At 66.9% G+C, this 26240-nt stretch carries 24 protein-coding genes and 1 tRNA gene; 9 read left to right on the top strand and 16 right to left on the bottom strand.

Annotated elements, in window-relative coordinates; all coding sequences use genetic code 11:
* Positions 1-59 precede the first annotated feature (59 nt).
* A tRNA-Leu gene (locus EYE42_RS06475) sits at positions 60-144 on the bottom strand.
* A 186-nt stretch (positions 145-330) separates the two neighbouring features.
* Here EYE42_RS06475 and EYE42_RS06470 point away from each other — a divergent pair.
* The 7 genes from EYE42_RS06470 (at position 331) to EYE42_RS06440 (ending at position 12346) form a co-directional block, all read left to right on the top strand.
* Positions 331-1317, top strand: coding sequence for a complex I NDUFA9 subunit family protein (locus EYE42_RS06470; protein ID WP_130990496.1), 987 nt, complete (start codon positions 331-333; stop codon positions 1315-1317).
* Complete coding sequence (locus tag EYE42_RS06465) at positions 1317-2120, top strand: undecaprenyl-diphosphate phosphatase (RefSeq protein WP_130990495.1); 804 nt, start codon at positions 1317-1319, stop codon at positions 2118-2120. Before EYE42_RS06470 ends, EYE42_RS06465 begins: the two co-directional genes overlap by 1 nt.
* Before the next feature lie 149 nt (positions 2121-2269).
* Complete coding sequence (locus tag EYE42_RS06460) at positions 2270-3754, top strand: NAD(P)-dependent oxidoreductase (RefSeq protein WP_130990494.1); 1485 nt, start codon at positions 2270-2272, stop codon at positions 3752-3754.
* A gap of 51 nt (positions 3755-3805) precedes the next feature.
* Positions 3806-4486 carry a hypothetical protein gene (locus tag EYE42_RS06455; protein WP_130990493.1) on the top strand — a complete coding sequence of 227 codons (681 nt, stop codon included), beginning with the start codon at positions 3806-3808 and terminating at the stop codon, positions 4484-4486.
* A 2-nt stretch (positions 4487-4488) separates the two neighbouring features.
* Positions 4489-9021 carry a glutamate synthase large subunit gene (gene gltB, locus EYE42_RS06450; protein ID WP_165455727.1) on the top strand — a complete coding sequence of 1511 codons (4533 nt, stop codon included), beginning with the start codon at positions 4489-4491 and terminating at the stop codon, positions 9019-9021.
* Positions 9022-9210: 189 nt separating this feature from the next.
* Positions 9211-11364, top strand: coding sequence for an O-linked N-acetylglucosamine transferase, SPINDLY family protein (locus EYE42_RS06445; RefSeq protein WP_130990491.1), 2154 nt, complete (start codon positions 9211-9213; stop codon positions 11362-11364).
* A gap of 166 nt (positions 11365-11530) precedes the next feature.
* On the top strand, positions 11531-12346 hold the full coding sequence (locus EYE42_RS06440; protein WP_130990490.1) for a hypothetical protein: 816 nt from the start codon (positions 11531-11533) through the stop codon (positions 12344-12346).
* Positions 12347-12518: 172 nt separating this feature from the next.
* Here the strand turns inward: EYE42_RS06440 and EYE42_RS06435 are convergent, their stop codons facing one another.
* Positions 12519-13661: an alpha-D-ribose 1-methylphosphonate 5-triphosphate diphosphatase gene (locus EYE42_RS06435; RefSeq protein WP_130990489.1), complete on the bottom strand. Its 1143-nt coding sequence runs from the start codon at positions 13659-13661 to the stop codon at positions 12519-12521.
* A 92-nt stretch (positions 13662-13753) separates the two neighbouring features.
* On the opposite strand from EYE42_RS06435, the gene EYE42_RS06430 reads away from it, so the two are divergent.
* A complete protein-coding gene (locus tag EYE42_RS06430; protein ID WP_130990488.1) occupies positions 13754-14434 on the top strand; it encodes a DUF1045 domain-containing protein in 681 nt (226 codons plus the stop codon).
* On the opposite strand, the gene EYE42_RS06425 is transcribed toward EYE42_RS06430, so the two are convergent.
* The 8 genes from EYE42_RS06425 to phnG are packed head-to-tail and all read right to left on the bottom strand — an operon-like array spanning position 14416 to position 19945.
* The gene (locus EYE42_RS06425) at positions 14416-14946 is read right to left on the bottom strand and encodes a phosphonate metabolism protein/1,5-bisphosphokinase (PRPP-forming) PhnN (RefSeq protein ID WP_130990487.1); all 531 of its coding nucleotides are present in this window, start codon (positions 14944-14946) and stop codon (positions 14416-14418) included. The two genes, EYE42_RS06430 and EYE42_RS06425, sit on opposite strands and share 19 nt — an antisense overlap.
* Positions 14943-15626, bottom strand: a complete 684-nt coding sequence (gene phnL / locus EYE42_RS06420; RefSeq protein WP_130990486.1) for a phosphonate C-P lyase system protein PhnL — start codon at positions 15624-15626, stop codon at positions 14943-14945. Before phnL ends, EYE42_RS06425 begins: the two co-directional genes overlap by 4 nt.
* A gap of 4 nt (positions 15627-15630) precedes the next feature.
* Positions 15631-16404 carry a phosphonate C-P lyase system protein PhnK gene (gene phnK / locus EYE42_RS06415; RefSeq protein ID WP_246020606.1) on the bottom strand — a complete coding sequence of 258 codons (774 nt, stop codon included), beginning with the start codon at positions 16402-16404 and terminating at the stop codon, positions 15631-15633.
* Positions 16404-17264 carry an alpha-D-ribose 1-methylphosphonate 5-phosphate C-P-lyase PhnJ gene (locus tag EYE42_RS06410; RefSeq protein WP_130990485.1) on the bottom strand — a complete coding sequence of 287 codons (861 nt, stop codon included), beginning with the start codon at positions 17262-17264 and terminating at the stop codon, positions 16404-16406. The genes phnK and EYE42_RS06410 overlap by 1 nt, the downstream gene beginning before the upstream one ends.
* Entirely contained in the window at positions 17261-17848 is a 588-nt protein-coding gene (locus EYE42_RS06405) for an HAD family hydrolase (protein WP_130990484.1), read from the bottom strand. The genes EYE42_RS06410 and EYE42_RS06405 overlap by 4 nt, the downstream gene beginning before the upstream one ends.
* Positions 17845-18936, bottom strand: coding sequence for a carbon-phosphorus lyase complex subunit (locus EYE42_RS06400; protein WP_130990483.1), 1092 nt, complete (start codon positions 18934-18936; stop codon positions 17845-17847). The genes EYE42_RS06405 and EYE42_RS06400 overlap by 4 nt, the downstream gene beginning before the upstream one ends.
* Complete coding sequence (gene phnH, locus EYE42_RS06395) at positions 18936-19496, bottom strand: phosphonate C-P lyase system protein PhnH (RefSeq protein ID WP_130990482.1); 561 nt, start codon at positions 19494-19496, stop codon at positions 18936-18938. The genes EYE42_RS06400 and phnH overlap by 1 nt, the downstream gene beginning before the upstream one ends.
* Positions 19493-19945, bottom strand: coding sequence for a phosphonate C-P lyase system protein PhnG (gene phnG, locus EYE42_RS06390; RefSeq protein WP_211657902.1), 453 nt, complete (start codon positions 19943-19945; stop codon positions 19493-19495). Before phnG ends, phnH begins: the two co-directional genes overlap by 4 nt.
* Before the next feature lie 87 nt (positions 19946-20032).
* Here phnG and phnF point away from each other — a divergent pair, with 87 nt between their 5' ends.
* Positions 20033-20743, top strand: coding sequence for a phosphonate metabolism transcriptional regulator PhnF (gene phnF / locus EYE42_RS06385; protein WP_130990481.1), 711 nt, complete (start codon positions 20033-20035; stop codon positions 20741-20743).
* Here phnF and EYE42_RS06380 read toward each other — a convergent pair.
* From EYE42_RS06380 to phnC, 6 genes are all read right to left on the bottom strand, one after another.
* A complete protein-coding gene (locus EYE42_RS06380) occupies positions 20740-21357 on the bottom strand; it encodes an LbetaH domain-containing protein (RefSeq protein WP_130990480.1) in 618 nt (205 codons plus the stop codon). The two genes, phnF and EYE42_RS06380, sit on opposite strands and share 4 nt — an antisense overlap.
* A gap of 11 nt (positions 21358-21368) precedes the next feature.
* A complete protein-coding gene (locus tag EYE42_RS06375; protein ID WP_130990479.1) occupies positions 21369-22031 on the bottom strand; it encodes an SDR family NAD(P)-dependent oxidoreductase in 663 nt (220 codons plus the stop codon).
* Entirely contained in the window at positions 22031-23362 is a 1332-nt protein-coding gene (phnE, locus tag EYE42_RS06370; protein WP_246020605.1) for a phosphonate ABC transporter, permease protein PhnE, read from the bottom strand. The genes EYE42_RS06375 and phnE (EYE42_RS06370) overlap by 1 nt, the downstream gene beginning before the upstream one ends.
* A complete protein-coding gene (phnE, locus tag EYE42_RS06365; protein ID WP_130990478.1) occupies positions 23359-24237 on the bottom strand; it encodes a phosphonate ABC transporter, permease protein PhnE in 879 nt (292 codons plus the stop codon). The genes phnE (EYE42_RS06370) and phnE (EYE42_RS06365) overlap by 4 nt, the downstream gene beginning before the upstream one ends.
* Before the next feature lie 67 nt (positions 24238-24304).
* Positions 24305-25207 carry a phosphonate ABC transporter substrate-binding protein gene (phnD, locus tag EYE42_RS06360; RefSeq protein WP_130990477.1) on the bottom strand — a complete coding sequence of 301 codons (903 nt, stop codon included), beginning with the start codon at positions 25205-25207 and terminating at the stop codon, positions 24305-24307.
* Between the two features lie 48 nt (positions 25208-25255).
* Entirely contained in the window at positions 25256-26074 is an 819-nt protein-coding gene (gene phnC / locus EYE42_RS06355) for a phosphonate ABC transporter ATP-binding protein (RefSeq protein WP_130990476.1), read from the bottom strand.
* Between the last annotated feature and the right edge of the window lie 166 nt (positions 26075-26240).

Here is a 26240-nt window from a genome sequence, read left to right as displayed (position 1 = left end):
CCGACCGGCCCGGAAAAGCAAAAGCCCCCGGAAAACCGCAGTTTTCCAGGGGCTTTTGATGGTGCCCAGAAGAGGACTCGAACCTCCACGCCTTGCGGCACACGGACCTGAACCGTGCGCGTCTACCAATTCCGCCATCTGGGCCAACTGGTGTGAGGCGGGTTCCTAATGCCAGTCGCAGGGGGCGTCAATGGGGGCGCGAGGAGATTCTTGCGAAAATCCCCGGCGCCTCGTGACGGTTCCGCGACGGCTGGGCTGGTGCGCCTTGTCGCGCGGGGCGGGCTTGGGTAAGGAGCGGCAGACGCATCGACATCAGGAGGCGCGACGCCCATGGCGAAACTGGTCACGATTTTCGGCGGCTCGGGCTTTCTGGGCCGGCAGGTCGCCCAGCAGATGGCCAAGCTGGGCTGGCGCGTCCGCGTGGCCGTGCGCCGACCCGACGAGGCGCTGTTCACCCGCACCTATGGCGCCGTGGGCCAGGTCCAGCCGGTGCTGTGCAACATCCGCGACGACCTGTCGGTGCGCGCCGCCATGTCCGATGCGGACGCGGTGGTCAACTGCGTCAACATCCTGTCGCCCAGCGGCAAGAGCAGCTTCAAGGCCGTGTTCGAGGACGGGGCCGAAAACATCGCCCGCCTGTCGGCGGAAATGGGCGTGGCCCGGATCGTCCATGTTTCGGGCATCGGCGTGGATCCCGATTCGGACAGCGCCTATATCGCCGGCAAGGCGCGGGGCGAGGCTGCGGTGCTGCGCCATCGCCCCGATGCGGTGATCCTGCGCCCCTCGGTCATGTTCGGGCCGGGCGACAGCTTCTACAACCGCTTTGCCGCCATGACCCGGTTCGGCCCGCTGCTGCCGGTGGTGGGGGCCGGGGTGCGGATGCAACCCGTTTTCGTGGATGACGTGGCCCGCGCCGCCCTCAAGGGCGCCACGGGCGAGGCCGCGCCCGGCATCTATGAACTGGGCGGGCCGGACGTGCTGACCACGCGCGAGATCGTCGATCAGGTTCTGCGGGCGACGATGCGGCGGCGCGGCGTGGTGAACCTGCCCTTCTGGGTGGCGGGGATCGGCGCCCGTATCCTGGGCGTGGTGCAAGTCTTGACCGGCGGGCTGTTCACCAACCGGCTGCTGACACGGGACCAGTTGGCCCTGCTGCGCCGCGACAATGTCGTGTCGCCGGGCGCCCGCGGCTTTGCCGATCTGGGCATCCAGCCGGTGTCGGCGGATGCGGTGATCGACAGCTATCTGTGGCGGTTCCGGCCCTCGGGGCAATACGACGCGATCAAGCAGTCAGCCAAGAACCTGCGCGCCGACTGATGGAACCCAACACCATCGTCGCGGCCATCCTCGGGGTTCTCGAGGGGCTAACGGAATTCATTCCGGTGTCATCGACCGGGCATATCCTGCTTGCGGGACATTTTCTTGGCTTCGACTCGCCGGGCCGCTCGTTCGAGGTGCTGATCCAGTTGGGCGCGCTGATGGCGATCCTGGGGGTTTATGCCGCCCGGATCGCCCAGATCCTGCGCGACGCGCCCCGCGATGCGCAGGCGCGCCGGTTCGTCGCCGCCGTTCTGCTGGCTTTTCTGCCCGCCGCTGTCGTGGGCGTCATGGCGCACGGTTTCATCAAGACCGTGCTGTTCGAAACCCCCATGCTGGTCGCCGTCATGCTGATCCTGGGGGGAATCGTGCTGCTGTGGGTGGACCGGCGGACCGCGGTCCCGGTCTATCATCGGGTCGAGGATTTCCCCTTGCCGATGGCCTTCGGGATCGGGCTGATCCAGTGCCTTGCCATGATCCCCGGCGTCTCGCGGTCGGGGGCCACCATCGTGGGCGGGCTTTTGCTGGGGGCGGACAAACGGTCGGCGGCCGAATTCTCGTTCTTTCTGGCGATGCCCACCATGCTGGGGGCCTTTGCCTATGATCTTTATCAGAATCGGGGCATCCTGGACGCCGCCGCCCTGAACCAGATCCTGATAGGCTTCGCCGCCGCCTTTTTCAGCGCCCTGGCGGTGGTGCGCTGGCTTTTGGACTATGTGTCGAAACATGGATACGCCTTGTTCGGATGGTGGCGGATCTTCGCCGGAAGCCTTGCCTTATTGGCCCTGGCGGCTGGTTGGTAAGCGTTGCTGACCTAATTTCTTGGAAAGCGATCAGGAAAAATTAATCCCTATGCGGTTTTCTTCTGTTTAGGTCAGTATTGCTGACTTTTAATCGACAAGACCTTGGTTTATCGAAAAGCGTAAAGCCCTGATCAAGAGGTCGCGCAGCCATGGCCACGCAGAAGATGCTCACGTTCGTCTCGACCCCGCGCGAGATGCCCGAGAAACGCCCGGCAGCCGAACGGAGCGAGGATTTTCACGAAATCTATCGGGAATTCGCCGATGCCAAGGCGGCCCAGCAGGCCAGCCGATGCAGCCAGTGCGGCGTGCCCTATTGCCAGTCGCATTGCCCGCTGCACAACAACATTCCAGACTGGCTGCGCCTGACCGCCGAAGGGCGGCTGGAGGAAGCCTATCAGGTCAGCCAGGCCACCAATACCTTTCCCGAAATCTGTGGCCGTATCTGCCCGCAGGACCGGCTGTGCGAAGGCAACTGCGTGATCGAGCAGTCGGGCCATGGCACCGTCACCATCGGTTCCATCGAAAAATACATCACCGATACCGCCTGGGAACGCGGCTGGGTCCGCCCCGCCGCCCCCCTGATGGAACGGTCCGAAAGCGTGGGGATCATCGGCGCGGGCCCCGGCGGGCTGGCCGCCGCCGACATGCTGCGCCGGCAGGGATTCCAGGTCACCGTTTACGACCGCTATGACCGCGCGGGCGGGCTGATGACCTATGGCATCCCCGGTTTCAAGCTGGAAAAGGACGTGGTGATGCGCCGCAACCAGTGGCTCGAGGACGGCGGCGTCGAGTTCGTGCTGAACTGCAACGTAGGCGAGGACATCAGCTTCGACGCCATCCGGGGCAAGCACGACGCGGTTCTGATCGCTACGGGCGTCTACAAGACCCGCGACCTGGACATCGACAATGCCGCGGCGCCCGGCGTGGTGCGGGCCATCGACTATCTGACAGCCTCGAACAAGGTCGATTTCGGCGACGAGGTGCCCGATTACAACGATGGCGAACTGAACGCGCGCGGCAAGCGTGTTGTCGTCATCGGCGGCGGCGACACGGCCATGGACTGCGTGCGCACCGCCATCCGCCAAGGGGCGCTGTCGGTGAAATGCCTGTACCGCCGCGACCGCGCCAACATGCCGGGATCGCAGCGCGAGGTGCAGAATGCCGAGGAGGAGGGCGTCGATTTCGTCTGGATGTCCGCGCCCGGCGCCTTTGTCGGCCATGTCCCGGGCGAGGCCAAGCTGGCGCAGGAGTCCGACGTGGACGGCCTGCCGCAGGTGGCCCAGGTCCGCGTCCAGAAGATGCGCCTGGGTGCTCCGGACGTGACGGGCCGCCAGTCGCCCGAACTGATCGAGGGCGCCGATTACGACGAACCCGCCGATCTGGTCATCAAGGCCCTGGGCTTCGAGCCCGAGGATCTGCCGAAACTGTGGGGCGTGGACGGGCTGGAGGTCACCCGCTGGGGCACCATCAAGGCCAATTTCCAGACCCATCAGACCAGCCTGCCGGGCGTATTCGCGGTGGGCGACATCGTGCGCGGCGCCAGCCTGGTGGTCTGGGCGATCCGCGACGGGCGCGAGGCCGCCGAATCCATCGCCGGCTACCTGACGGGCGCCGCCCGCGTCGCAGCCGAATAAGGGGGAGGGACCATGGATCATCCTGCATCACGCGCATGGAGGGGGGCCTTGTTGCTGGCGGTCTTGCTGACGGCAACCCCCGGTCATGCGGCGAATTTCCGTCCTCCCCAGGGATGCCAGTTGCAGACCACGGTGCAGAACCGCGGCTGTTCGGTCAGCCAGTATTTCGTCTGCGAGGCCGATCCCCAGGGGCATCAACGCAGCGCGATATTCGGCCAAGACGGATTGCGGCACCTGTCGCGCATCGACGCGGAAACCCGCTGGATCGAAAGCAGCGATCCCAATACCGGCCTGACCGATCTGCTGGTCGAACAGTCGCGCGACCATGCCAGCTTCAGCACCCTGCTGGACACGGGCCGCGACGATTTCGACTTCTGGACCGAAACCAACACCGGCGAACGCCTGCGCCATGTGGGCGAGGATGTCCTGACTGGCGAGACGGTCGAGATCGATGGCCAGATGCTGGAGGTGACGCAGTTCCGCCTGCGGACCTTTGACGCCCAGGGCACCCTGCTGATCGAGCGCACCGGCCAGCAGTTCGTCAGCCGCGACCTGGGCCGGTTCTATGGCGGCATCGAACAGCAGTCCGACTGGACCGGACAGCGCCAGGAAACCAACGACAGTCCTGTTACCTTTGCCTTTCCCGGCGAACGGGGATTCGGGGATACAGAGCCACAATTCGACTGCGATCAGTTGCTGACGCAGCTTTCCGACGAAAGGGTCCGCTCATGAGCATGGATTGGCAGCACCAGGAACAGGCCCGCCGCGACTGGATGGCCGAACACAGTCTTTACCGTGCCGACGACGAACATTCGTCCTGCGGCGTCGGACTGGTGGTCAACATCGACGGCAAGCCCTCGCGCAAGGTCGTGCAGTCGGGCATCGATGCGCTCAAGGCGATCTGGCACCGCGGCGCGGTCGATGCCGATGGCAAGACCGGCGACGGCGCGGGCATCCATGTCCAGATCCCGGTGCCGTTCTTCTATGACCAGGTGCGCCGCACGGGGCACGAGCCCGACCAGAACAAGCTGATCGCCGTGGGCCAGGTGTTTTTGCCGCGCACCAACTTTGCCGCGCAGGAAGCCTGCCGGACCATCGTGGAATCCGAGGTTCTGCGCATGGGCCATTACATCTATGGCTGGCGCCACGTCCCGGTGAACACCGCCGTTCTGGGCGAAAAGGCCAATGCCACCCGCCCCGAGATCGAACAGATCCTGATCCGCTGCGAAAAGGACATCGACCAGGTCCGGTTCGAGCGCGAGTTGTACATCATCCGCCGCCGGATCGAAAAGGCGGCGGTGGCGGCGCAGGTCGCGGGGCTGTATTTCGCATCCCTGTCCTGCCGGTCGATCATCTACAAGGGCATGATGCTGGCCGAACAGGTCGCGGAATTCTATCCCGACCTGAAGGACGAACGGTTCGAAAGCGCCTTCGCGATCTATCACCAGCGGTATTCGACCAACACCTTTCCGCAATGGTGGCTGGCCCAGCCGTTCCGGATGCTGGCCCACAACGGCGAGATCAACACCCTGAAGGGCAACCTGAACTGGCTGCGCAGCCACGAGATCCGCATGGCGTCGTCGGCCTTCGGCGACATGGCCGAGGACATCAAGCCGATCGTTCCCGCCGGATCGTCCGACAGCGCCGCCCTGGACGCGGTGTTCGAGGTGATGGTGCGGTCGGGGCGCAGCGCGCCGATGACCAAGACCATGCTGGTGCCGGAAAGCTGGTCCAAGGCCACCACCGACATGCCGCGCGCCTGGGCCGACATGTATGCCTATTGCAATGCGGTGATGGAGCCCTGGGACGGACCCGCCGCCCTGGCGATGACCGACGGCCGCTGGGTCTGCGGCGGGCTGGACCGCAACGGCTTGCGGCCCATGCGCTATGTCGTGACCGCCGATCACATGCTGATCGCCGGATCCGAGGTGGGCATGGTCCCCATCGACGAAATGAACGTCCGCGAAAAGGGCGCGCTGGGGCCGGGGCAGATGATCGCCGTCGATATGGTGGACGGCAGACTGTATCACGACACGCAGATCAAGGACCGCCTGGCCGCCAGCCAGCCGTTCGGCGAATGGATCGAGAAGGTCGTCGATCTGAACGCCATCATGCGCGAACTGCCCGAACAGGCGCATTTCAGCGGCGACGAATTGCGCCGCCGCCAGACCGCCGCGGGATACACGCTGGAGGAACTGGAGCACGTCCTGTCGCCCATGGCCGAGGACGGCAAGGAATCCATCGCCTCGATGGGCGACGACACGCCGCCCGCAGTGCTGTCGCGGCAATACCGTCCGATGAGCCATTTCTTCCGCCAGAACTTCAGCCAGGTCACGAACCCGCCGATCGACAGCCTGCGCGAAACGCGGGTCATGTCGCTCAAGACCCGGTTCGGCAACCTCAAGAACGTCCTGGACGAAAGCAGCACCCAGACCGAGATTCTGCTGCTGGAAAGCCCCTTTGTCGCCAACGGCGAATTCGCGGAAATGGCCCGCATGTTCGGCGACACGGTGACGCGCATCGACTGCACCTTTGCCGACGATGCCGGAACTGATGCCCTGGGCGAGGGCCTGGCGCGCATCCGCGCCGAGGCCGAGGATGCGGTGCGGTCGGGCGCGGGCCATCTGGTCCTGACCGACGAAGGGCAGGGGCCGGATCGCGTCGCCATGCCGATGATCCTGGCCACCAGCGCGGTCCATTCCTGGCTGACGCGCAAGGGGCTGCGGACCTTCTGTTCGCTGAACGTGCGGTCTGCCGAATGCATCGACCCGCATTACTTTGCCGTGCTGATCGGCTGCGGCGCGACCACCGTGAACCCTTATCTCGCCCAGGATTCGATCCAGGACCGGATCGAGCGCGGGCTGCTGCCGGGCACGCTGATCGACAACATGCGCCGCTATCGCGACGCGGTGGATGCGGGGCTTCTCAAGATCATGGCCAAGATGGGGATCTCGGTCATCTCCTCCTATCGCGGGGGGCTGAACTTCGAGGCCGTGGGCCTGTCGCGCGCCATGGTCGCGGAATACTTCCCCGGCATGCACAGCCGCATCTCGGGCATCGGGCTGCACGGGCTTCAGGCCAAGCTGGAGGATCTGCACCACAAGGCCTTCCACGGCGGCGGTGTCGACCTGCTGCCGGTGGGCGGATTCTACAAGATGCGGCGCTCGGGCGAAAAGCACGCCTGGGAAGCCAGCACCATGAAGCTGTTGCAGGTGGCCTGCGACAAGGCGTCCTATGACGTCTGGAAACAGTACAGCGCCGCCATGCGGGCCAACCCGCCGATCCACATCCGCGACCTGCTTGACATCAAGCCGCTGGGCAAGCCGGTGCCCATCGAGGAAGTGGAAAGCATCACCAGCATCCGCAAGCGCTTCGTGACGCCGGGCATGTCCTTGGGCGCGCTGTCGCCCGAGGCGCACATGACGCTGAACATCGCCATGAACCGGATCGGCGCGAAATCCGATTCCGGCGAGGGCGGAGAGGACCCGGCCCACAGCCATCCGCTGCCCAACGGCGACAACCCCTGCGCCAAGATCAAGCAGGTGGCCTCGGGCCGGTTCGGCGTCACCGCCGAATACCTGAACGCCTGCGAGGAGCTGGAGATCAAGGTGGCCCAGGGCGCCAAGCCCGGCGAGGGCGGGCAGTTGCCCGGCATGAAGGTCACCGCGCTGATCGCGCGTCTGCGTCATTCGACGCCGGGCGTCACGCTGATCAGCCCGCCGCCGCACCACGACATCTATTCGATCGAGGATCTGGCGCAGCTTATCTATGACCTCAAGCAGATCAACCCGCGCGCCAAGATCACCGTCAAGCTGGTGGCGTCCAGCGGCGTGGGCACCATCGCGGCGGGCGTGGCCAAGGCCAAGGCCGACATCATCCTGATCTCGGGCCACAACGGCGGCACCGGGGCCTCGCCCGCGACCTCGATCAAGTTCGCCGGCCTGCCGTGGGAGATGGGCCTGACCGAGGCGCATCAGGTGCTGGCGATGAACCGGCTGCGCGAACGGGTGACGCTGCGCACCGACGGCGGGTTGCGCACCGGGCGCGATGTCGTCATGGCCGCCATGATGGGGGCCGAGGAATACGGCATCGGCACCGCCGCGCTGATAGCCATGGGCTGCATCATGGTCCGCCAGTGCCAGTCGAACACCTGCCCGGTGGGCGTCTGCACCCAGGACGAACGCCTGCGCGCCATGTTCACCGGCAGCGCCGACAAGGTGGTGAACCTGATCACATTCTATGCCCAGGAGGTGCGCGAGATCCTGGCCTCGATCGGCGCGCGGTCCATGGACGAGATCATCGGCCGGCCCGACCTTCTGACCCAGGTCAGCCGGGGGTCGGCGAACCTGGACGATCTTGACCTGAACCCGCTGCTGATCACCGTGGATGGGGCCGACAAGATCGTCTATGACCGCTCGCGCCCGCGCAACGCCGTCATGGACACGCTCGACGCCGAGATCATCCGCGACGCCGAGCGGTTTTTTACCGACGGCGAGAAGATGCAGCTCTCCTATGCGGTCAGGAACACGCTGCGCACCATCGGCACGCGCACGTCCAGCCTGATCGTGCAGAAGTTCGGGATGCGCAACAGCCTGCAACCCGACCACCTGACGATCCGTCTGACCGGATCGGCCGGGCAGTCGCTGGGCGCCTTCGCCGCGCCGGGTCTGAAGATCGAGGTGTCAGGGGACGCCAACGACTATGTGGGCAAGGGCCTGTCGGGCGGCATCATCGTTGTGCGCCCGCCCATGGCAAGCCCCCTGGTCGCCGCCGACAACACCATCATCGGCAACACCGTCCTTTATGGTGCGACCGATGGATACCTGTTCGCGGCAGGCCGGGCGGGCGAACGCTTTGCGGTGCGCAACAGCGGTGCCACGGTGGTGATCGAAGGCTGCGGCAGCAACGGCTGCGAATACATGACCGGCGGGGTGGCCGTCATTCTGGGACGCATCGGCGCCAATTTCGGCGCGGGCATGACCGGGGGGATGGCGTATCTCTATGATCCGCAGGGCGTGGCGCGCGATTATGTCAACGCCGACACCCTGGTGATGTGCCCGGTCACGCAGGACCATTGGGAAAACCAGCTCAGGGATCTGGTCGAGCGGCATTTCAGGGAAACCGGCTCGCGCCGGGCGGGCGAGATTCTTCAGGACTGGGCGGCTGAAAAGGCCAACTTCCTGCAAGTCTGCCCCAAAGAGATGCTGGCGCATCTGCCCCATCCGATCCAGACGGTCGAGGTTCCGGACGCCGTTCCCGCCGAATAGCCCCAGGGCCACAGGACGCAGCAGCAAACAGGCGCGCCGAAAGGGGCGCCTGTTTTTTCCGTTCCGGCAGATGCAGGGGACAGGCCCGTGGCGGCGCCGGGCCGGCAAGTCCTGCGCGGATGGCCCCCACGCATTCACGCCGCATTAAGACGCTTCTGCTAGGCCTCGGGCGAACGGTCAGGAGGCAGGATGCGGGATCAAGGCACTGAAATCACGCTGCGCGATGCCCGAAAGCTCGAGGCTGCCGGCAGACTGTCGGATGCGCGCGATGCCTATGGCGAGGTTCTTCTGCGCTTTCCGGGCAACAAGGCGGCGCGCCTTGCGCTCATCCGGCTGTCCGGCGACGGAAAGGCCATCGCCGTCGAGGCCATCGTCAAGGCGTCCAGGCTGGTGGCCGGCAACCGCCATCGCGATGCGCTCATCGCCTGCCACGAGGCTTTGACCCTGCACCCCGGGGACCGCCTTGGCTGGAGCATCGCATCCCTGATTTCCTATCGCATGGGAGAGATGGACCTGGCGCGCCGGTTCGTCACCCAGGCGATCGAGATCGAGCCCGAGCATTATGACAGTTGGAAGCATCTTGCCGCCATCCTGCGGAAGACCGGCGAGATCGAGGGTGCAGCCGCGGCCTATGAGCAGATGACCCGGCTGCGGCCCGACCGTCATGAGGGCTTTCTGTTCATGGGGCACATGAAGTGGGCCGCCGGAAGGATGGATGAAGCGGCCGAGGCCCTGGGCAAGGCCGCCGAGATCGGAAAGACATCAAATCTCTACAACGATTTTGGCACCCTGGCTCTGGCGATGGGGGACAGGGCAAAGGCCAGGGACGCCTATGACAGGGCGCTGGATCTCGATCCCGCCAATTCCTCCACCCATCATAACCTCGGCAATCTCCACAGCACCTCCGGCCTGTTCCCCGAGGCCTTGCACCATTACCGGCAAGCCTTCAGGTTCAGCCCGGACGACATGGCCGCGCGCAGCCTCGCCTTCATGTGCAAGACCAAGATGGCCGACTGGTCCGCCCATGCCGAGTTTCCCGCCCTCGCGCACAGGATCGGCATCGAGGGAAGCGCGGCCATGCCCTGGTGCCTGCTCTGCATGGAGGATGACGCGGCCCGGGCGCTGAAACGGTCGGAAACCTATGGCCGCAAATGGCCCGTCAACCGGCCGGCGGCATGGCCTGCCCGAAGGCCGGGGCCCATCCGTTTGGGCTATGTTTCGGCCGATATCTCTCGGCACGCCACCATGTTCCTGTTGGGGGGCGTCCTGGACCACCATGACCGCGACCGGTTCGAGGTCCACATGTTCGCCCTCAATCCCCTGGCGGATACGGAAACGGCATCCTGGGTCAAGGCAGCGGTTCATGGCCTGCACGAGGTCAGCAGCCGCACCGATGCCGAGGTCGTCGCCCTGGCCAGGCATCTCCAGCTCGACATTGCCATCGATCTCAAGGGCTATACCGGGGGCAGCAGGGTCAATCTGTTTTCCCAGGGCCTGGCACCGCTCCAGATCAACTATCTGGGCTATCCGGGCAGCCTGGGGACCGGGGCATGGGATTACATCATCGCGGATGACACCGTGATCCCCCGCGGGGCCGAGGCGTTCTATGCGGAAAAGATCATCCGGCTTCCCGGAAGCTACCAGCCCAACGACAATCGCCGGCCCATCGATGGCGACGCCGGCACGAGGGCCGATCACGGCCTGCCGGATGGGGCCGTGGTGCTGTGCTGCTTCAACGATCCCTACAAGATCACGCCTCGGGAATACGACATCTGGATGCGGCTCATGCGAGAGCATCCCGAAACGGTTCTGTGGCTGATCGAGGGGACGAGCTGGGCCGCCCCCGCCTTGCGGCAAGAGGCACAGGCCCGCGGCGTCCAGCCCGATCGGGTAGTTTTCGCCCCCCGCATGTCCAATGCGGCCCATCTGGCCAGGCACCGCCATGCGGATCTGTTCCTCGATACCTTCAACGTCAACGCCCATACCACGGCAAGCGATGCGCTCTGGGCGGGATTGCCCGTGCTGACCCGGCCGGGGCAGCAGTTCGCGGCGCGCGTCGGGGCAAGCCTGGTCAGGGCCGCCGGTCTTGCGGATCTGGTGGCAGGGTCGGACAAGGATTATTACGAAAAGGCCAAGGCGCTGATCGCGAACCGCGCGGAACGCGAGGCGGTCCGGAAGCGATTACAGGCAGGATTGGCGACGTCCAGGCTTTACGCGACCGAGGCCTATACCCGCGATTACGAGGCCGCCCTGATGATCGCGCACGACCTGCGCGTCACGGAAAACCGGTTCCGGCACATCGCCGCCGAGGAAATCGCCGGTAAGGCCCTGGTCCATCCGTGACGAATTGCCGGGCCCGACCGGAAATCTGTTCGCCGGATCGGGAGCGCGCGCGGCGGGCGCGGCCGGAAAAGACCCGCAAGGCCATCTGCCGCCGTCCGGGTGTTGAGGATTTCTTCATCCCGGCTCGCTACAACCAGCCGGAACACGTCGTCTGCATCGGTAAGTCATGACACAGAAAATCTTCACGCTCACCGCAGGCCGCACGGGGACGGCATGGCTGGCCTCGTTTCTTGGGCTGAATCAGGCCGGCACGGTGATCCATGAGCCTTTGGGCATCGGGGATTTCGGCACGCGAATGCCCGAGATCCGGACCCTGCGCGAGTTCAACGCCTTTGGCAACACCGCCACGGTGCAGGCGTTCTGGAGACGGAAGCTTCAGGAAATCGCGCCCCTGGATTTCTATGCCGAAACCAATCACACGCTGGGCAAGTGCGGGCTGATCGAAAACCTGTGTCTGTCCGGTTTGCGCCGCGAAAGCACGGTGATCGTGCTGCGACGGGATCTGGCCAGACAATGCGCCAGCTATGTCCAGCGCGGCGATTTCCGCAACATCACCATCGCCTGGCAATGGTATCTTCATCCCAGCTATCCCCTCAAGTCCGTCAATCCCGAAGTGCTGCTGCAAATGGGCGAGGTCGGGCTGGCGCTGTGGTACTGCTTCGAGATGGCGGTTCGCCAGGAATTCTACCTGCGGCTTTACGGCAGCCGCATCCGCATGATCGAGGTGCAGCTTGAGGAGGCGGTGCGGCCAGACGGCGCCAGGGCGCTTTGGGAACAACTGGGAGGCGCCGGAAATCCGGTCTGCCCGCCCCCCAGGAACGAAAACCCCGAACCGCCGAACCAGGATCTGGTGTCCGAACTGCGTGATCTTGTCGCGCGCCTGTCGTTCGATCCTTCGGCGATTGCCGACGACGCGATCGCCCAGGGCCTGACATTCGAATCGCCCGTCCGCGCGGCGATGGCGCCTGCGCGCATGGCTTGATCCGGACCGGCTGCCGCAGCCCCGGACCGGAACCCGCCGGGCGACCGGCAGCGCATCCGGTCGGGCATCGCCCTGGTGCAAGGACCACGAAGCTGCCGGGGTCTCTCCTTTGGCTGCGGCAACGGCTTTCCCGGGTCGGGTGGCGGCCTGTTTACCCGCAGATGCCCGGGGCTCAGGACACCCGATGGCCTTGCACCCAGACCCCATGCACCGCGCTTGCCACACCCAGCCGGGCCACGCGGATGACATCGGCGCGGGCCCCCACTGCAAGCCGGCCGCGATCGGCCAGACCCGCCGCCATGGCGGGCGCCGACGTGACCGTGGCAACGCCGCGCGGCAGGTCGTCCCACAGATCGCCCAGCATCAGAGCGGCCGTCAGCAGGGAGGAGGGGACGTAATCCGACGACAGGATGTCCAGAAGACCGGCCTCGGCCAGTTCGCGGGCCGCGACATTGCCGGAATGCGACCCGCCCCTGATCAGGTTCGGTGCGCCCATCATCACGGCGATCCCCTGGTCGCGGCAGGCCCGCGCCGCCTCGGCGGTGGTGGGAAATTCGGCCAGACGGACGCCATGCCGGGCAGATACGGCCACCTGGCCCGCGGTGGTGTCGTCATGGCTGGCCAGCACCGCGCCATAGCGACGCGCCTCGTTTACGGCGGCGGCCTCGTGCAGGGTGCCCAGCCGCTCGCTCAGCGCCTGCTGGCTTTCGACATGGGCGTCGAATTCGGCATCCGACAATCCGTTCTTGCCCATGACATAGTCGCGCAGCTTGCCGATATCGCGGAACTGCCGCTGGCCGGGCGTGTGATCCATCAGGCTGACGATGCCGATGCGGTCGTCGGGACCGAACTTGGCCATTTCCTTGACAAGGGTTTCCGAACAGATTTCGGCCCGCAGATGCAGGAAATGGCTGATCCGCAGCGCCCCCCGCGTCCGCAGCTCAAGGATCTCGGATGCCAGCGCCCGTGCGTATTCGCCATAGCCCGCGTTCGAGCTGGCAAAGGCCGAACCCACCCGCAGGGCGTCGAAGACGGTCGTGATCCCGGTCGAGGCCAGTTCCGCATCATGGGCCACGATGGCGGCCTGGTGCGGCCATTCGACCTTTGGGCGCGGCTGAAGATGGCGTTCCAGATTGTCGGTGTGCAATTCGACAAGGCCCGGCAGAACCAGATCGCCCTGGCAGTCGATGCTGCCCGGCGCCGCGGCGGCCCCTTCGGCGATCTCGGCGATGCGGCCTCCGGCCATCCGCAGCCCGCCGTGGATGACCCGGTCGGGAAGGACCAGCATCGCATTGGAAAGGATCGTCTCGGTCATCTGTCAGTCCTGTCTTGCTGTCCGGCCCCTGATCGGGCTGATTGCCATCCGGCTGTCACAGGGATGTGACAGTGCGGGGTTAGGGGTGCGCCATGCCTGATGCGAAACGCTTTGCCGTCTATTACGCCCCCCGGCCCGGCGCCTTTGCCGATCGGGCCGCCTGCTGGCTGGGCCGCGATCCCGAAACGGGCGACAGGCGCACGCAGCCCGATCTGGGGCTGCCCGCCGCCGAGATCACCGCAGAGCCGCGCCGTTACGGCTTTCACGGCACGATCAAGCCGCCCTTCCGACTGGCCCCCGGCGCCGCCCCCGCCGATCTGGACCGGGCGTTGCGGGTGCTGGCCGCGCGGTCGAAGCCGGTCACGATGCCGGGGCTGCGGATCGCGAATCTCGATGGGTTCCTGGCCTTTGTGCCCCTGGGCGATACGGCCGCCCTGCAACGGCTTGGGGAAACCGTGGTGCGCGACCTCGACCCGCTGCGCGCACCCCTGACCGAGGCCGAGATCGCGCGCCGCCGTCCCCACCGCCTGTCCCCGCGGCAGCGCGATCTGCTGGACCAATGGGGCTATCCCTTCGTGATGGAGGAGTTCCGCTTTCACCTGACGCTGACTGACCGGCTTCCCGCCGCCTTGGCCATGCAGGCGCAGGCCGTGCTGCTGGCGCATTTTGCGCCCGTGCTTCCGCGTCCCTTCGTGATCGCCGATCTGTGCCTGTTCGAGGAGCCCGAGGACGGACTGTTCCGCCTGGTTCATCGTTATGCCCTGACCGGCTGAAGCGCATCAAGAAAGCGCACAAGCCCCTGATCGACGGTTCCGTCGTTCACGACCTCACGGAAGGGGATGCCCTCGGGCAGGCAAAAGCGCGCGCGCTCCAGCCGCTGGGCCCGGTCCCGGGCGTCTTCGCGCCCCCGGTCGGCCAGCCGCGCGGCAAGGATCGGGGCCGGTGCCGTGACCACCAGCACCGAAAGCGAGGGCAGCAGCGCCGCCGCCTGTTGCAGAACGGCCCGAGAGACGTTGAACAGGACGGTGCCCGGTCCGGTCAACTGATCGCCCAGAATACCATAGCCCAGCCCGTGCGCGCGCCAGTGCAGCGCGAAATCCCCCCGGTCAAGACGGCGCGCGAACTCGGCCTCGGTGACGCTTTCGAAATCCTCGCCGCCCGCATCGGCGGGCCGGGTGATGACGCGGCGCGCCGCGCGGATGTCGGAACGGACCGCGCAGGCCATCGCCATCAGCGTGTCCTTGCCTGCCCCCGACGGCCCGGCCACCGCGACCAGCCGCGTCATGCGGCCAGTCCGGGGGTGAAGTGCGTCACATCGACCCGCCGGTCGCAGATCCGGTCGCGCGCCGCCTCGTCGTGGAAAATGCCCAGGATCGCGGCGCCGGCGGCCTTGGCGTCCTCGATCAGGGTCAGCACGACCTCGCGATTGGCGGCGTCGAGGCTGGCTGTGGGTTCGTCCAGCAGCATCACGGGAAAGGCATGGGCAAAGCCGCGCGCGATGTTCACGCGCTGCTGTTCCCCCCCCGAAAAGGTCGTCGGCGACAGGCTCCACAGCCGTTCGGGGATGTTCAGGCGGCTCAGCAGGGTGGCCGCGCGGTCGCGGGCCTGGCCGCCGGGGACGCCGCGACGCAGCAACGGCTCGGCCACGACCTCGATGGCGGGCACGCGGGGCACGACGCGCAGGAACTGGCTGACATAGCCCAGCGTGTCGCGGCGCAGCGCGATGACCTGACGCGGCTGGGCGGTCACCATGTCCAGGCCGGCCACCAGCAGAGATCCGGACGCGGCGCGGTAGTTGCCATAGATCATCCGCATCAGGGTGGACTTGCCCGACCCCGATCGGCCGGTCAGGGCCACGCATTCGCCCCGGCCGACATGCAGGGTCGCCCCCGCCATCACATGCAGGACCGCGCCGCCCTGGTTGTGCAGGGTAAAGGTCTTGGACAGGTTTTCGATATGAATCATGGTGTTACACCTGAAGGACCGAGGATACGAGAAGCTGGGTATAGGCGTGCTGCGGATCGTCCAGAACCTGATCGGTCAGCCCGGCTTCGATCACGCGGCCCTCTTTCATCACCATCAGGCGATCCGCCAGCAGCCGCACCACGGCCAGATCGTGGGTGACGATCACCACTGACAGGCCCAGGTCGCGCACCAGCCCTCGCAACAGATCCAGCAGCCGCGCCTGCACGCTGACGTCCAGGCCCCCGGTCGGTTCGTCCATGAACACCAGCCGTGGCCCCGTGACCAGGTTGCGCGCGATCTGCAAACGCTGCTGCATTCCCCCCGAAAAGGCCGATGGACGGTCGTCGATCCGGTCCGGCCCGATCTCGACCCGGCCCATCCAGTCGATCGCCATGTCGCGGATGGCGGCATAGTTGCGTGCGCCGACCGCCATCAGCCGCTCGCCCACGTTGCCGCCGGCGCTGACCCCCATCCGCAGCCCGTCGCGCGGATTCTGGTGGACATAGGCCCAGTCGCCCCGCATCAGGCGGCGGCGCTCGGCTTCGGGAAAGGCCAGCACGTCGCGGCCCTCCCACAGGACCGCGCCCGTGTCGGGCGCCTGCATCCCGGCCAGGCAGGACAACAGCGTCGATTTGCCCGATCCGCTTTCGCCGACGATGCCCAGCACCTCGCCCGGCCACAGGTCGAAGCTGACATCGGCGCAGCCGATCCGGGAACCATAGCGCTTGGTCAGGCCCTCGACCGCCAGCAGCGGCATTGTCAGGGTCGCGCCGTCCATCACGCAGCCTCCGTGGAAAGACGGCCGCGATGTCCCTCGGCCTGCCGGGAGTTGCAGAAATCGGTGTCCGAGCAGACGAACATCCGGCTGCCCCTGTCGTCGGTGATGACCTCGTCGAGATAGCTCGATCCCGCCCCGCAAAGGTCGCAGTCGTGATCGGCCTTCGAGGCCACAAAGGGATGATCCTCGAAATCGAGGCTCACCACGTCCGAATAGGGCGGCAGGGCATAGATGCGGCTTTCCCGGCCCGCGCCGAACAACTGGATCGCCGGGTTCCCCGCCAGCTTGGGATTGTCGAATTTGGGAATCGGCGAGGGGTCCATGACATAGCGCCCCTCGACCCGGACCGGATAGGCATAGCTGGTCGCGATCTCGCCGTGCCGGGCGATGTCCTCGTACAGCTTGACATGCATCAGCCCGTATTCCTCGAGCTCGTGCATCTTGCGGGTCTCGGTCTCGCGCGGTTCCAGAAAGCGCAGCGGTTCCGGGATCGGCACCTGATAGACCAGGATCTGCCCCTCGGTCAGGGGATGCTCGGGGATGCGATGGCGGGTCTGGATCACGGTGGCCTCGGCGGTGCGTTCCGTCACCTCGACCCCGGCGGTCCGCTGGAAGAAGCGGCGGATGCTGACCGCGTTCGTGGTGTCGTCGGCGCCCTGGTCGATCACCTTCAGCCGGTCGTGGGGCGTCAGGCAGGCCGCCGTCACCTGCACCCCGCCGGTTCCCCAGCCATAGGGCATCGGCATCTCGCGGCTGGCGAAGGGCACCTGGTATCCCGGGATCGCCAGGGCCTTCAGCAGGGCGCGGCGGATCATCCGCTTGGTCTGTTCGTCGAGATAGGCAAAGTTGTAATCGCTCACAGCAGGCCCCTTTCGGTCAGGGAGGATTCCAGGGCTTTGGGCGTGGTGAAGTGAATGGCGTCCATGCCGAACGCACGGGCCCCCGCGACATTCCCTTCGCTGTCGTCGATGAAGACGCAGGTCTCGGGCGCCACCCCGGCGCGGTCGCAGAGCAGCGCAAAGATCGCCGGATCGGGCTTCAGCACCCGTTCCTGGCCTGACACGATGGCGGTGGCGAAGGCCGTGCCCAGACGCGGATGGGTTGCCACACCGGTGGCCCATGTTTCCGCCGACCAGTTGGTGATCGCATGAATGGCATGGCCGCCTTCGCGCAAGCGGTCCAGCAGATCCCAGGTGCCTTCGATCGACTGCGCGATGGCCAGGGCATAGTTCGGCAGATAGGACAGGAACATCGCCCGGTCGTCCTGATCGGCGATGGCGGTCGCGATCTCGGCCCAGGTTTCGCCCCCGTCGCCGCGCAGGTTCAGCGCCGAAAAGCCGATCCGTTCCAGAAAGGCGTCCGCCGCCGCCGGGTCGAGCGACGGAAACGCCGACCGCGCGTCCCAGCGGATCAGGACATTGCCGATGTCGAACACGATGTTCATTCCGCGGCCTCTTTCGGGCACGAGGCCGCCGTGGCCTCGGCCCGCAGGCGGCGCACCAGTTCCAGTTCGGACTGGAAATCGACGTAATGGGGCAGCTTGATGTGTTCCAGGAACCCGGTGGCCTGCACGTTGTCGCAGTGTGACAGGACGAATTCCTGATCCTGCGCCGGGGCGCCGGTGAAATCCTCGCCCAGTTCCTGCCAGCGCAAGGCGCGGTCCACCAGGCTCATGGAAATCGCCTTGCGCTCGGACTGGCCCATCACCAGGCCATAACCGCGTGTGAACTGCGGCGGCTCGGTCCTGGACCCCTTGAACTGGTTGACGGTTTCGCATTCGGTCAGCTCGACCTCGCCGATCTCGACGGCAAAGCCCAGTTCGGGCAATTCGACCTCGACCGCGACGCGGCCGATGCGCAGCTCGCCCACAAAGGCATGGGTGCGTCCGTATCCCCGCTGGGTCGAATAGGCCAGCGACAGCACGAACCCCTCGTCCCCCCGCGCCAGCGATTGCAGGCGCAGCGCCCGGTCGGCGGGCAGTTCCAAAGGGCTGCGGGTCAGGTCGCCGGGCGCATCGTCGCAGCGCGGTTCGGGTTCGATCAGGTTGTCGCGGTCCAGAAGGCCGGTGACATGGGGCATGGCCTCGGCCGGCGCGGGGGCGGTCGGGGCGGGCGGCACCCCGGTTTCGGCCAGCAGCGCGAAATCCAGCAGCCGGTGGGTATAGTCGAAGGTCGGCCCCAGCACCTGCCCGCCGGGCAGATCCTTGAACGTGGCCGATACACGCCGGTCCACCGCCATGGCGCTGGTGTCCATGGGCCGCGACGACGCAAAGCGCGGCAGGGTCGTGCGATAGGCGCGGATCAGGAACACGGCCTCGATCAGGTCGCCCCGCGCCTGCTTGATCGCCAGCGCCGCCAGGTCGGGATCATAAAGCGACCCTTCGGCCATCACCCGGTCCACCGCCAGGGCCATCTGTTCGCGGATCTGGGGAACCGACAGGTGCGGCACGGCGGGGTCGCCGCGCCGTTCCTCGGCCAGCCAGGCATGGGCCGCGTCGATGGCGCGTTCCCCGCCCTTGACGGCGACATACATCAGACATCCTCCACGATGGTGGTGCGGGGCAGGGCGGCAAGACGGTCGCCGCAGGTCAGGATCGTGTCGAAGCCCAGCGGAAACAGCGCCCGGTTCGCCCGAAAGGCATCCGTTTCGGGCAGCGACAGGCGGATGCTGTCCCGGATGCCGGGCCCGGTCAGGCGCGGCCCCTGGTTTGACAGATCTGCGGTTTCCACGATCAGGGTGGCCGAGCGGTCGGGATAGGAGGGCTGGCCGATCCCGAAGCGCGTCACCGGCTGCAGATCGTCCCAGGTGCCCAGGGCGAACACGGCATCCCCGGCCGCGACCAGCGGGGCGCCGATGTGAAAGGCGATCCAGCGGCCGATGTCGTCGGTCGCGAAACCGCCCGCCAGGTGCAGGGGCGTGGTGGCGTCCGTAAGGGTCAGCAGCACCGTCGCCGCCGCCCCTGACAGGCCGGGCACCCGGCCGCCGGCAACCGTTTGGATCGTGCCGGGGCGGGCCATCGCCTCCAGCACCGCGCGAAAGGCCTGGGCCGCATCGCGGGCCGGGTCCGCGAATCCGCCGGACAGCTGGTTCATCCGTCCTCTCCGCGCATCAGGGTGAAGAACTCGACCCGCGTGGCGGCGGCCTTTTCGGCGCGGGCGGCGCGGGCGGCCGCTGCCTCGGCCCGCAGCGGGGCCAGGATCTCGGCGCGGATCCGCGCCGCCTCGCCGCCCTGCATCAGCGCGTCCAGAACCGCGGCGCGGCGGGCGTGTTCCTTGTCCCGGCCCTGCACGCAGGCGTGGCCCTCTGCCGCGTCCAGGCGAACCGAACAGCGCGTCACCGTCATCTCGCCCAGATTGAAGCGCGCACCGGTGCCGCCGATGCGGCCTTCCAGCATGATCGCGCCGATTTCGGGGGCGCGCAGCGTGTCATGCGCCGGCAGGTCGGGCGCCAGCGCCGCAAGCCGCGCGGGCGGTGCCTTGGCCAGCAGCGCCATCCAGTCGCGCCGCGTTTCGATCAGGGGGGGCATTGCGGGCCTCGACATCTTGCCAGCCTGTCCAGTTTCCTATACAACTAGACAAGTGATAGCGCGCGGCCGGACGCGGCTCAAGCGTGGAGTTGTGAATTTTCCATGACAAGCCAGCCGATCTGGAAATCCATCGCCCAATCCCTGCAGGCCGAGATCGGGGCGGGCCATTACCGCCCCGGCGACCGTCTGCCGTCCGAGGCCGAACTGTCTGCGCGGTTCGGGGTCAACCGACACACGGTGCGCCATGCGATACGGGCATTGGCCGATGCCGGACTGCTGCGGACACGGCGGGGTGCGGGGGTCTTTGTCGCCTCGGTCCCCACCGATTACCCCTTGGGGCGGCGGGTGCGGTTTCACCAGAATGTCGCGGCCTCGGGCCGGACGGCCTCGCGCCGGCTGACCCTGATGGACACGCGGGCTGCCGACGACAAGGAAGCCGAGGCGCTGCGCCTGTCGCCTGGCGCGCCGGTCCACGTGGTCGAGGGCGTGTCGCTGGCCGACGGCCGGCCCCTGGGGGTATTCCGGTCGGTGTTCGACGCGGCTCGGTTTCCGGACCTGCTGGCCCATCTTGCGGCAGACCCCTCGGTCACGCGCGGCCTGGCGACATGCGGGCTGGCGGATTACACGCGGGCCGAGACCCGCCTGACCGCCAAGATCGCGCCCGCGACCATGGCCCTGGCGCTGGAACTGCCCCAGGGCGCCCCGGTGCTGCGGTCGGTGGCGATCAATGTCGATGCCGACGGACAGCCGGTCGAATACGGCACGACCTGGTTCGCGGGCGACCGGGTGACGCTGACGGTGAACCCGGACTAGCCGCCGTACCGGTCCAGAAAGGCCTGGGCCGGCAGGCTGCGGAAATCGGTCAGGGCATCCCGCAGGCGGGCGTGGTCCCAGTCCCACCAGGCAAGCGCCAGCAGCCGGTCGGCAATATCGGCGGCAAAGCGCGCCCGCAGGGGCCGCGCCGGAACGCCCGCGACGATCGTATAGGCCGCCACGTCCTTGGTCACCACGGCTCCGGCGGCAACGATGGCGCCGGCGCCGATCGTCACCTCGGGCTTGACGATGGCGCCATGGCCCAGCCAGGTGTCCGGCCCGATCACGGTGCGCCGCGCGGCGCGGGCGGCAAAGAAATCGGCGTCATCCGCCGCATCGTCCCAGTAAGAGCTGGAGCGATACAGGAAATGGTGCAGGCTGGCGGTCTGCATCGGATGATCGGTCGGCCCGATCCGGCACATCGCGGCGATATTGGCGAACCGGCCGACCGAGGTGTTGGCGATATCGCACAGCCGTTCGCAATAGGCATAGTCCCCGAAATCTGAATTCAGGATCGTTGACTGGGCGCCGACCTCGCACCAGCCGCCAAAGGTGGAATTGGCGATCACCGCACCGGGATGCAGGACAGGGTCCGCTTCGGAAAGTCTGGGCATGGGTGCGGCCTTCAGAAATCGCGTCTGGTGCCATCGTGGCGCAGGAACTGGCCGCTGCGGGACATGTCCAGGCCACCTGCGACCGACAGGATGGCGCGCGCCACCTCGGCCGGTTCCAGATCAGCCTGAGGTCCGCCCATATCGGTGCGCAGCCAGCCGGGGTCGATCAGCACGACAGCGATTCCCTCGGCAGCAAGATCGGTGGCCAGGCCCTGCATCACCTTGTTCAGCGCGGCCTTGGCGGCGCGATAGGCGATGTGATCGGACTTGGCATAACCCATGAAGGACATCTGCGACGAGATCGCCAGCACACGCCCCCGGCCGGTCGGCGCGGTCCTTAGGCAGGGCAACAGGGCCTGCGTTACCGCCAGAGGCGCCAGCGTGTCGACGCGGAAGGTTTCCAGGAACGCCGCCGGGTCCAGCGGGCCGATGGCGCGCGCCGCAGGACCGATGATCCCGGCATTGTTCACCAGCACATCCAGCGGCCCGACCCGGCCGGCAAGCGCGGCGATCGCCCCTGCATCGGTCACGTCCATGACGATCTCGGCCGCGCCGGCGGGCGCCGTGCCGGCCCGGCGCACGGTCGCCGTCACCCGCCATCCGCGCGCCAGCCCCTCGTCGCACAGGGCGCGGCCCAGGCCGCGTCCGCCCCCCGTCACCAGCAGATGCGTCATCATCCGCCCTTGATCAGCTTGCGGCGCAGCCAGCCCGACAGGCTGTCCATGGCGATCACGGTGAGGACGATCAGGACCATGTAATAGGCCACGTCCTCCCAGTCTTTCTGGGTCTGGATCGCCTGTGTCAGCAGCAGCCCGATGCCCCCGCCGACGATGGCGCCGATCACGGTGGCGCTGCGGGTGTTCGATTCCAGGTAATACAGCACCTGGCTCAGCAGAACCGGCGTGACCTGCGGGATCACCCCAAAGCGCGCGCGCTGCATCGCCCCGGCGCCGGTCGACCGCACCCCCTCGACCTGCTTTTCGTCGATGTTTTCCAGCGCCTCGGAAAACAGCTTGCCGAAGCTGCCGGTGTCCGTCAGCAGGATCGCCAGGGCTCCGGTCATCGGGCCGGGGCCAAAGGCGCGGGCCAGAACGATGGTCCAGATCAGCCCGTCCACCCCCCGGATGAAATCAAAGACCCGCCGCAGCGCAAAGCGCAGGGGTCCGACCGGATTCATGTTCGACGCCGCCACGAAGGCCAGGGGCAGCGCGATGATGGCCGCGCCCATCGTGCCCAGAAAGGCCATCAGCACGGTTTCGAACATGGCCCAGGCGACATCGCCATGGCGCCACATCGGGTTGGTCCAGAAATCCCGCGCCATCGCGGCGATGTTCGGCGTGCGGGGGTCCAGGCGTTCGCCCAACAGCGCGGCGGCGCCCAGCTCGGGCCAGCTCATGAAGGCGAAGGGGCTGTCTGGCGTGAAAAAGAACAGCGGCCAGCCGGGGGAATAGCGGAAGGTTTCCACCTTGCTGCGGGTATAGGCAAGCCGGCCCGCCTCGGTGGTGATGCTGACGCGCGTGCCGGTCGCGTTGATCCAGTCCGGGCGCGGCTCGGGCCCGGTCAGGACCAGGCGGTTGCCGTCTGGACGGATGGCGATGGTGCCCGCGTCCGGGTGATGATAACGCGCCCCCGCCGCGTCATAGACAACGCTGTGGCCCTGGCCCAGATCGATCGTGGTGACGCCGTTCGCGACGGTCACGAAATCGGGCAGCCGGCCCTTGGGGTAGGCCCCCTTGACCTCGCCCTCGACGGCGACGGCCAGATCGCCGGTGCGGTTGTCGCGCGTGACATGCGTCTTGTGCCGCCAGAAGTCCGACATCAGGATCGCGGCATTGTCCATCCGCGCCCGCTGCGCCAGACCCAGCAGGTCGAACGATATCGCCGCATAAAGAAGATAGGCCAGGATCACCACGGGCACGGCGAAGGACATCAGGCGGCGGCGCGCAAAGCTGGCCAGGACCGGTGCGGCACGGTCCCCCAAGGGCATCGTCAGGGCATCGGTCATGCGAAGCTGCCTTTCACCAGGCGGGTGCGGGCGTGATCGGACAGGCGGTCGATCACCACGATGGTGACGAACAGCAGCAGAAAGATCGCCACCACCTCGTCATAGCGGCCCTGGCCCCATTGCATCGCGATCTTGAGGTTATAGCCGATGCCGCCCGATCCCACGAAGCCCAGGATGGCGCTGGCGCGCACGTTGATCTCGAACCGCATCAGGGCGTAGGACAGCCAGTTCGGCGCGACCTGCGGGACCACGCCCAGCCACATCCTCTGGCCCCAGGTGGCGCCGACCGAGGTCAGTCCCTCGACCGGCTTCAGATCGGCGTTTTCCGCGACCTCCGAGAACAGCTTGCCCAGGGCGCCGGCGGTGTGCAGCGCAATGGCTGCGACGGCGGGAACCGGACCGCCGCCCAGAATATAGATCAGCATCAGCGCGATGACGATTTCGGGAATGGCCCGCATCCCGTCCATCAGCCGGCGGAACAGGGGCGTCAGCGCGGGCCAGCGGGCCAGACCGCGCGTCGACAGCAGCGCCAGCGCCGCCGCCGCCAGGGCGCCCAGCAGGGTGGACACGGCGGCGATGTTCACCGTTTCCACCAGCGACGGAACATGCTCGGCGATCAGGGCCGGCACTTCGGCGCGATTTTCCCAGGCCTCGGAAATCACCTCGGACGGAAAGGACAGCACCATCGGCAGCCCGTCCACCAGGCCGCCGGCATTGCGCGATTGGGCAAGGCCGAAGCTTGCGGTCATCAGGGCGGCGAACAGGATCAGCAGGATGCCCCCATACATGCGGCGGCGGCGCACCATGTCCAGATAGGCGGCCCGGACCTGCGCGATGCCGTCGGTCCGGCCATGTCCAAAGGCGGTGTCAGCCATGAAATCCTCGGGGGTCAAAAAAACGGAACCGCGCCCGGTTCGGGGCGCGGTTCGCCTGGATCAGGGATCAGCTATTCGACTCTTCCAGCTTGCGGGCGGCGACGATGCCGTCATAGGCGCTGTGTTCGACGGGAACGAAATCCTTGGCTTCGCCCCCGGCGACGCCATAGGCGCATTCCCTGTCGGTTTCGTGCAGGTCGGCCGTCAACTGGGTGACCGTGTCGCGGACGTCCTGGGGCAGGGCGTTGCGGACGACCACCGGGCCTTCCGGGATCAGCTTCGACTTCCAGATCTCGACGATGTCGTTCATGTCCACCAGACCCGAGTCGGCGGCCTTGCGGAAGGCGCCCGAATTGTAGCCGTCTTCCCACTCGCCCAGGCCGTCGGCCCAACTGACCCCGGCCTCGGCATCGCCGTTGGCGACGGCGACGATCGACTGTTCGTGGCCGCCCGAAAAGCGCACGTCCGAAAAATACTCTTCCAGCGGGCCGTAAGCCTCGGCCAGTTCGGCGGCCGGCACCAGATAGCCCGAGGTCGAGTTCGGGTCGGCGAACACGAAGGTCTTGCCCTTGGCATCCTCGATCGAGGTGATGCCGCTGTCGGCGCGGGCAAAGGCGATGGAATAATAGCCGGTCGAGCCGTCCATGTTCTGCTTGGTCAGGACCGGGGTCACGGCCTCGGGATCGGTGAGATAGACCTTGGCATAGGCCGAGGCGCCCAGCCATGCCATGTCCAGCGTGCCGCCCAGCAGGCCCTGGATCACGCCGTCATAGTCGGCGGGCGTGAAGACCTTGACCGGAACGCCCAGGGCTTCCTCGATGGCGGCACGGAAGCATTCGTTCGAGGTTACGCGGTCCTGCGCGTTCTCGCCGCCCAGGATGCCGATGTTGAACTGGGTGATCTCCTGCGCGGCGGCGGCGATCGGCGACAGGGCGGTGGTGGCGGCAAGCGCCAGGGCAAGGGTTTTCATAGGTTCTCCAGGGGTTGATGCCCCGGCCGGGCCGGCCGGGGAAAGGGGTCAGGCCAGCATCCGCGCCGCATAGGCGTCGTCCGGGGCCGTATCGGAGGGGATCGAGGTCGAGGTCGCGGCCTCGTTGAAGTCTGCGTCGGCGCCATAGATGTCGCGGGCGGCGCCGGTCGAAAGCTGGCCGGGCGTGCCGTCAAAGACGATCCGTCCGTCGCGCATCCCGATCACCCGGTCGCAATAGCGCCGCGCGGTGTCCAGGGTATGCAGGTTGGCGATGACCATGCGCCCGTCCTCGACGTTGATGCGCTTCAGCGTGTCCATGACGACCTGCGCGTTCATCGGATCAAGACTGGCGATGGGCTCGTCGGCCAGGATGATCCTGGGGTCCTGCATCAGCGCGCGGGCGATGGCGACGCGCTGCTGCTGGCCGCCCGACAGCGCCTCGGCCCGCTTGGGCGCCTGTTCGGCGATGCCCAGGCGGTCCAGGATCGCGATCGCGCGCAGGATGTCGGCGCGGGACCACAGGTTGAACATGGTCTGCAGCGTGGACCGGCGGTTCAGGATGCCGTGCAGCACGTTCGACACCACATCAAGACGCGGCACCAGGTTGAACTGCTGAAAGATCATGGCGCAATCGCTTTGCCACTGGCGCCGAGCGGCGCCGCGCAGGGCCAGGATGTCGCGCCCGTCCACCAGGATCTGGCCCGCGCTGGCATCGGTCAGCCGGTTCATCAGCCGCAGCAAGGTCGATTTCCCCGCGCCGGAACGTCCGATGATCCCCACGAAGGCAGGCCCGTCGACCGAAAAGGTGATGTCGTCAACTGCGGCCTGCCGACCGAAAACCCGCGTGACGTTCCTGACCTGCAGCACCGTGAAACCCTTTCGTTCCTTGCGGGGCTGATAGGAGTGCTGTGTCTCAATTGGCCGACATCTCCGTGAAGATTTCACGACAGACGGGCGCGGGTCAGGGGGTTTCGATCTCTGTCGTGCCGGAACCCTGCCCGATCCGCGCGCCCCCACAGAAAGGGCATCCGGG

Source organism: Paracoccus subflavus (assembly GCF_004310345.1).
Lineage (GTDB): Bacteria > Pseudomonadota > Alphaproteobacteria > Rhodobacterales > Rhodobacteraceae > Paracoccus > Paracoccus subflavus.
The sequence above is the reverse complement of the archived record's forward strand: the minus strand, read 5'-3'. Positions and strand labels throughout refer to the sequence as shown.

Coding starts and splice junctions, on each gene's coding strand:
- EYE42_RS06470 (WP_130990496.1), top strand. CDS start 331: ATGGCGAAACTGGTCACGATTTTCGGCGGCTCGGGCTTTCTGGGCCGG.
- EYE42_RS06465 (WP_130990495.1), top strand. CDS start 1,317: ATGGAACCCAACACCATCGTCGCGGCCATCCTCGGGGTTCTCGAGGGG.
- EYE42_RS06460 (WP_130990494.1), top strand. CDS start 2,270: ATGGCCACGCAGAAGATGCTCACGTTCGTCTCGACCCCGCGCGAGATG.
- gltB (WP_165455727.1), top strand. CDS start 4,489: ATGGATTGGCAGCACCAGGAACAGGCCCGCCGCGACTGGATGGCCGAA.
- EYE42_RS06445 (WP_130990491.1), top strand. CDS start 9,211: ATGCGGGATCAAGGCACTGAAATCACGCTGCGCGATGCCCGAAAGCTC.
- EYE42_RS06440 (WP_130990490.1), top strand. CDS start 11,531: ATGACACAGAAAATCTTCACGCTCACCGCAGGCCGCACGGGGACGGCA.
- EYE42_RS06435 (WP_130990489.1), bottom strand. CDS start 13,661: ATGACCGAGACGATCCTTTCCAATGCGATGCTGGTCCTTCCCGACCGG.
- EYE42_RS06430 (WP_130990488.1), top strand. CDS start 13,754: ATGCCTGATGCGAAACGCTTTGCCGTCTATTACGCCCCCCGGCCCGGC.
- EYE42_RS06425 (WP_130990487.1), bottom strand. CDS start 14,946: ATGACGCGGCTGGTCGCGGTGGCCGGGCCGTCGGGGGCAGGCAAGGAC.
- phnL (WP_130990486.1), bottom strand. CDS start 15,626: ATGATTCATATCGAAAACCTGTCCAAGACCTTTACCCTGCACAACCAG.
- phnK (WP_246020606.1), bottom strand. CDS start 16,404: ATGGACGGCGCGACCCTGACAATGCCGCTGCTGGCGGTCGAGGGCCTG.
- EYE42_RS06405 (WP_130990484.1), bottom strand. CDS start 17,848: ATGAACATCGTGTTCGACATCGGCAATGTCCTGATCCGCTGGGACGCG.
- EYE42_RS06400 (WP_130990483.1), bottom strand. CDS start 18,936: ATGTATGTCGCCGTCAAGGGCGGGGAACGCGCCATCGACGCGGCCCAT.
- phnH (WP_130990482.1), bottom strand. CDS start 19,496: ATGAACCAGCTGTCCGGCGGATTCGCGGACCCGGCCCGCGATGCGGCC.
- phnG (WP_211657902.1), bottom strand. CDS start 19,945: ATGTCGAGGCCCGCAATGCCCCCCCTGATCGAAACGCGGCGCGACTGG.
- phnF (WP_130990481.1), top strand. CDS start 20,033: ATGACAAGCCAGCCGATCTGGAAATCCATCGCCCAATCCCTGCAGGCC.
- EYE42_RS06380 (WP_130990480.1), bottom strand. CDS start 21,357: ATGCCCAGACTTTCCGAAGCGGACCCTGTCCTGCATCCCGGTGCGGTG.
- EYE42_RS06375 (WP_130990479.1), bottom strand. CDS start 22,031: ATGACGCATCTGCTGGTGACGGGGGGCGGACGCGGCCTGGGCCGCGCC.
- phnE (WP_246020605.1), bottom strand. CDS start 23,362: ATGACCGATGCCCTGACGATGCCCTTGGGGGACCGTGCCGCACCGGTC.
- phnE (WP_130990478.1), bottom strand. CDS start 24,237: ATGGCTGACACCGCCTTTGGACATGGCCGGACCGACGGCATCGCGCAG.
- phnD (WP_130990477.1), bottom strand. CDS start 25,207: ATGAAAACCCTTGCCCTGGCGCTTGCCGCCACCACCGCCCTGTCGCCG.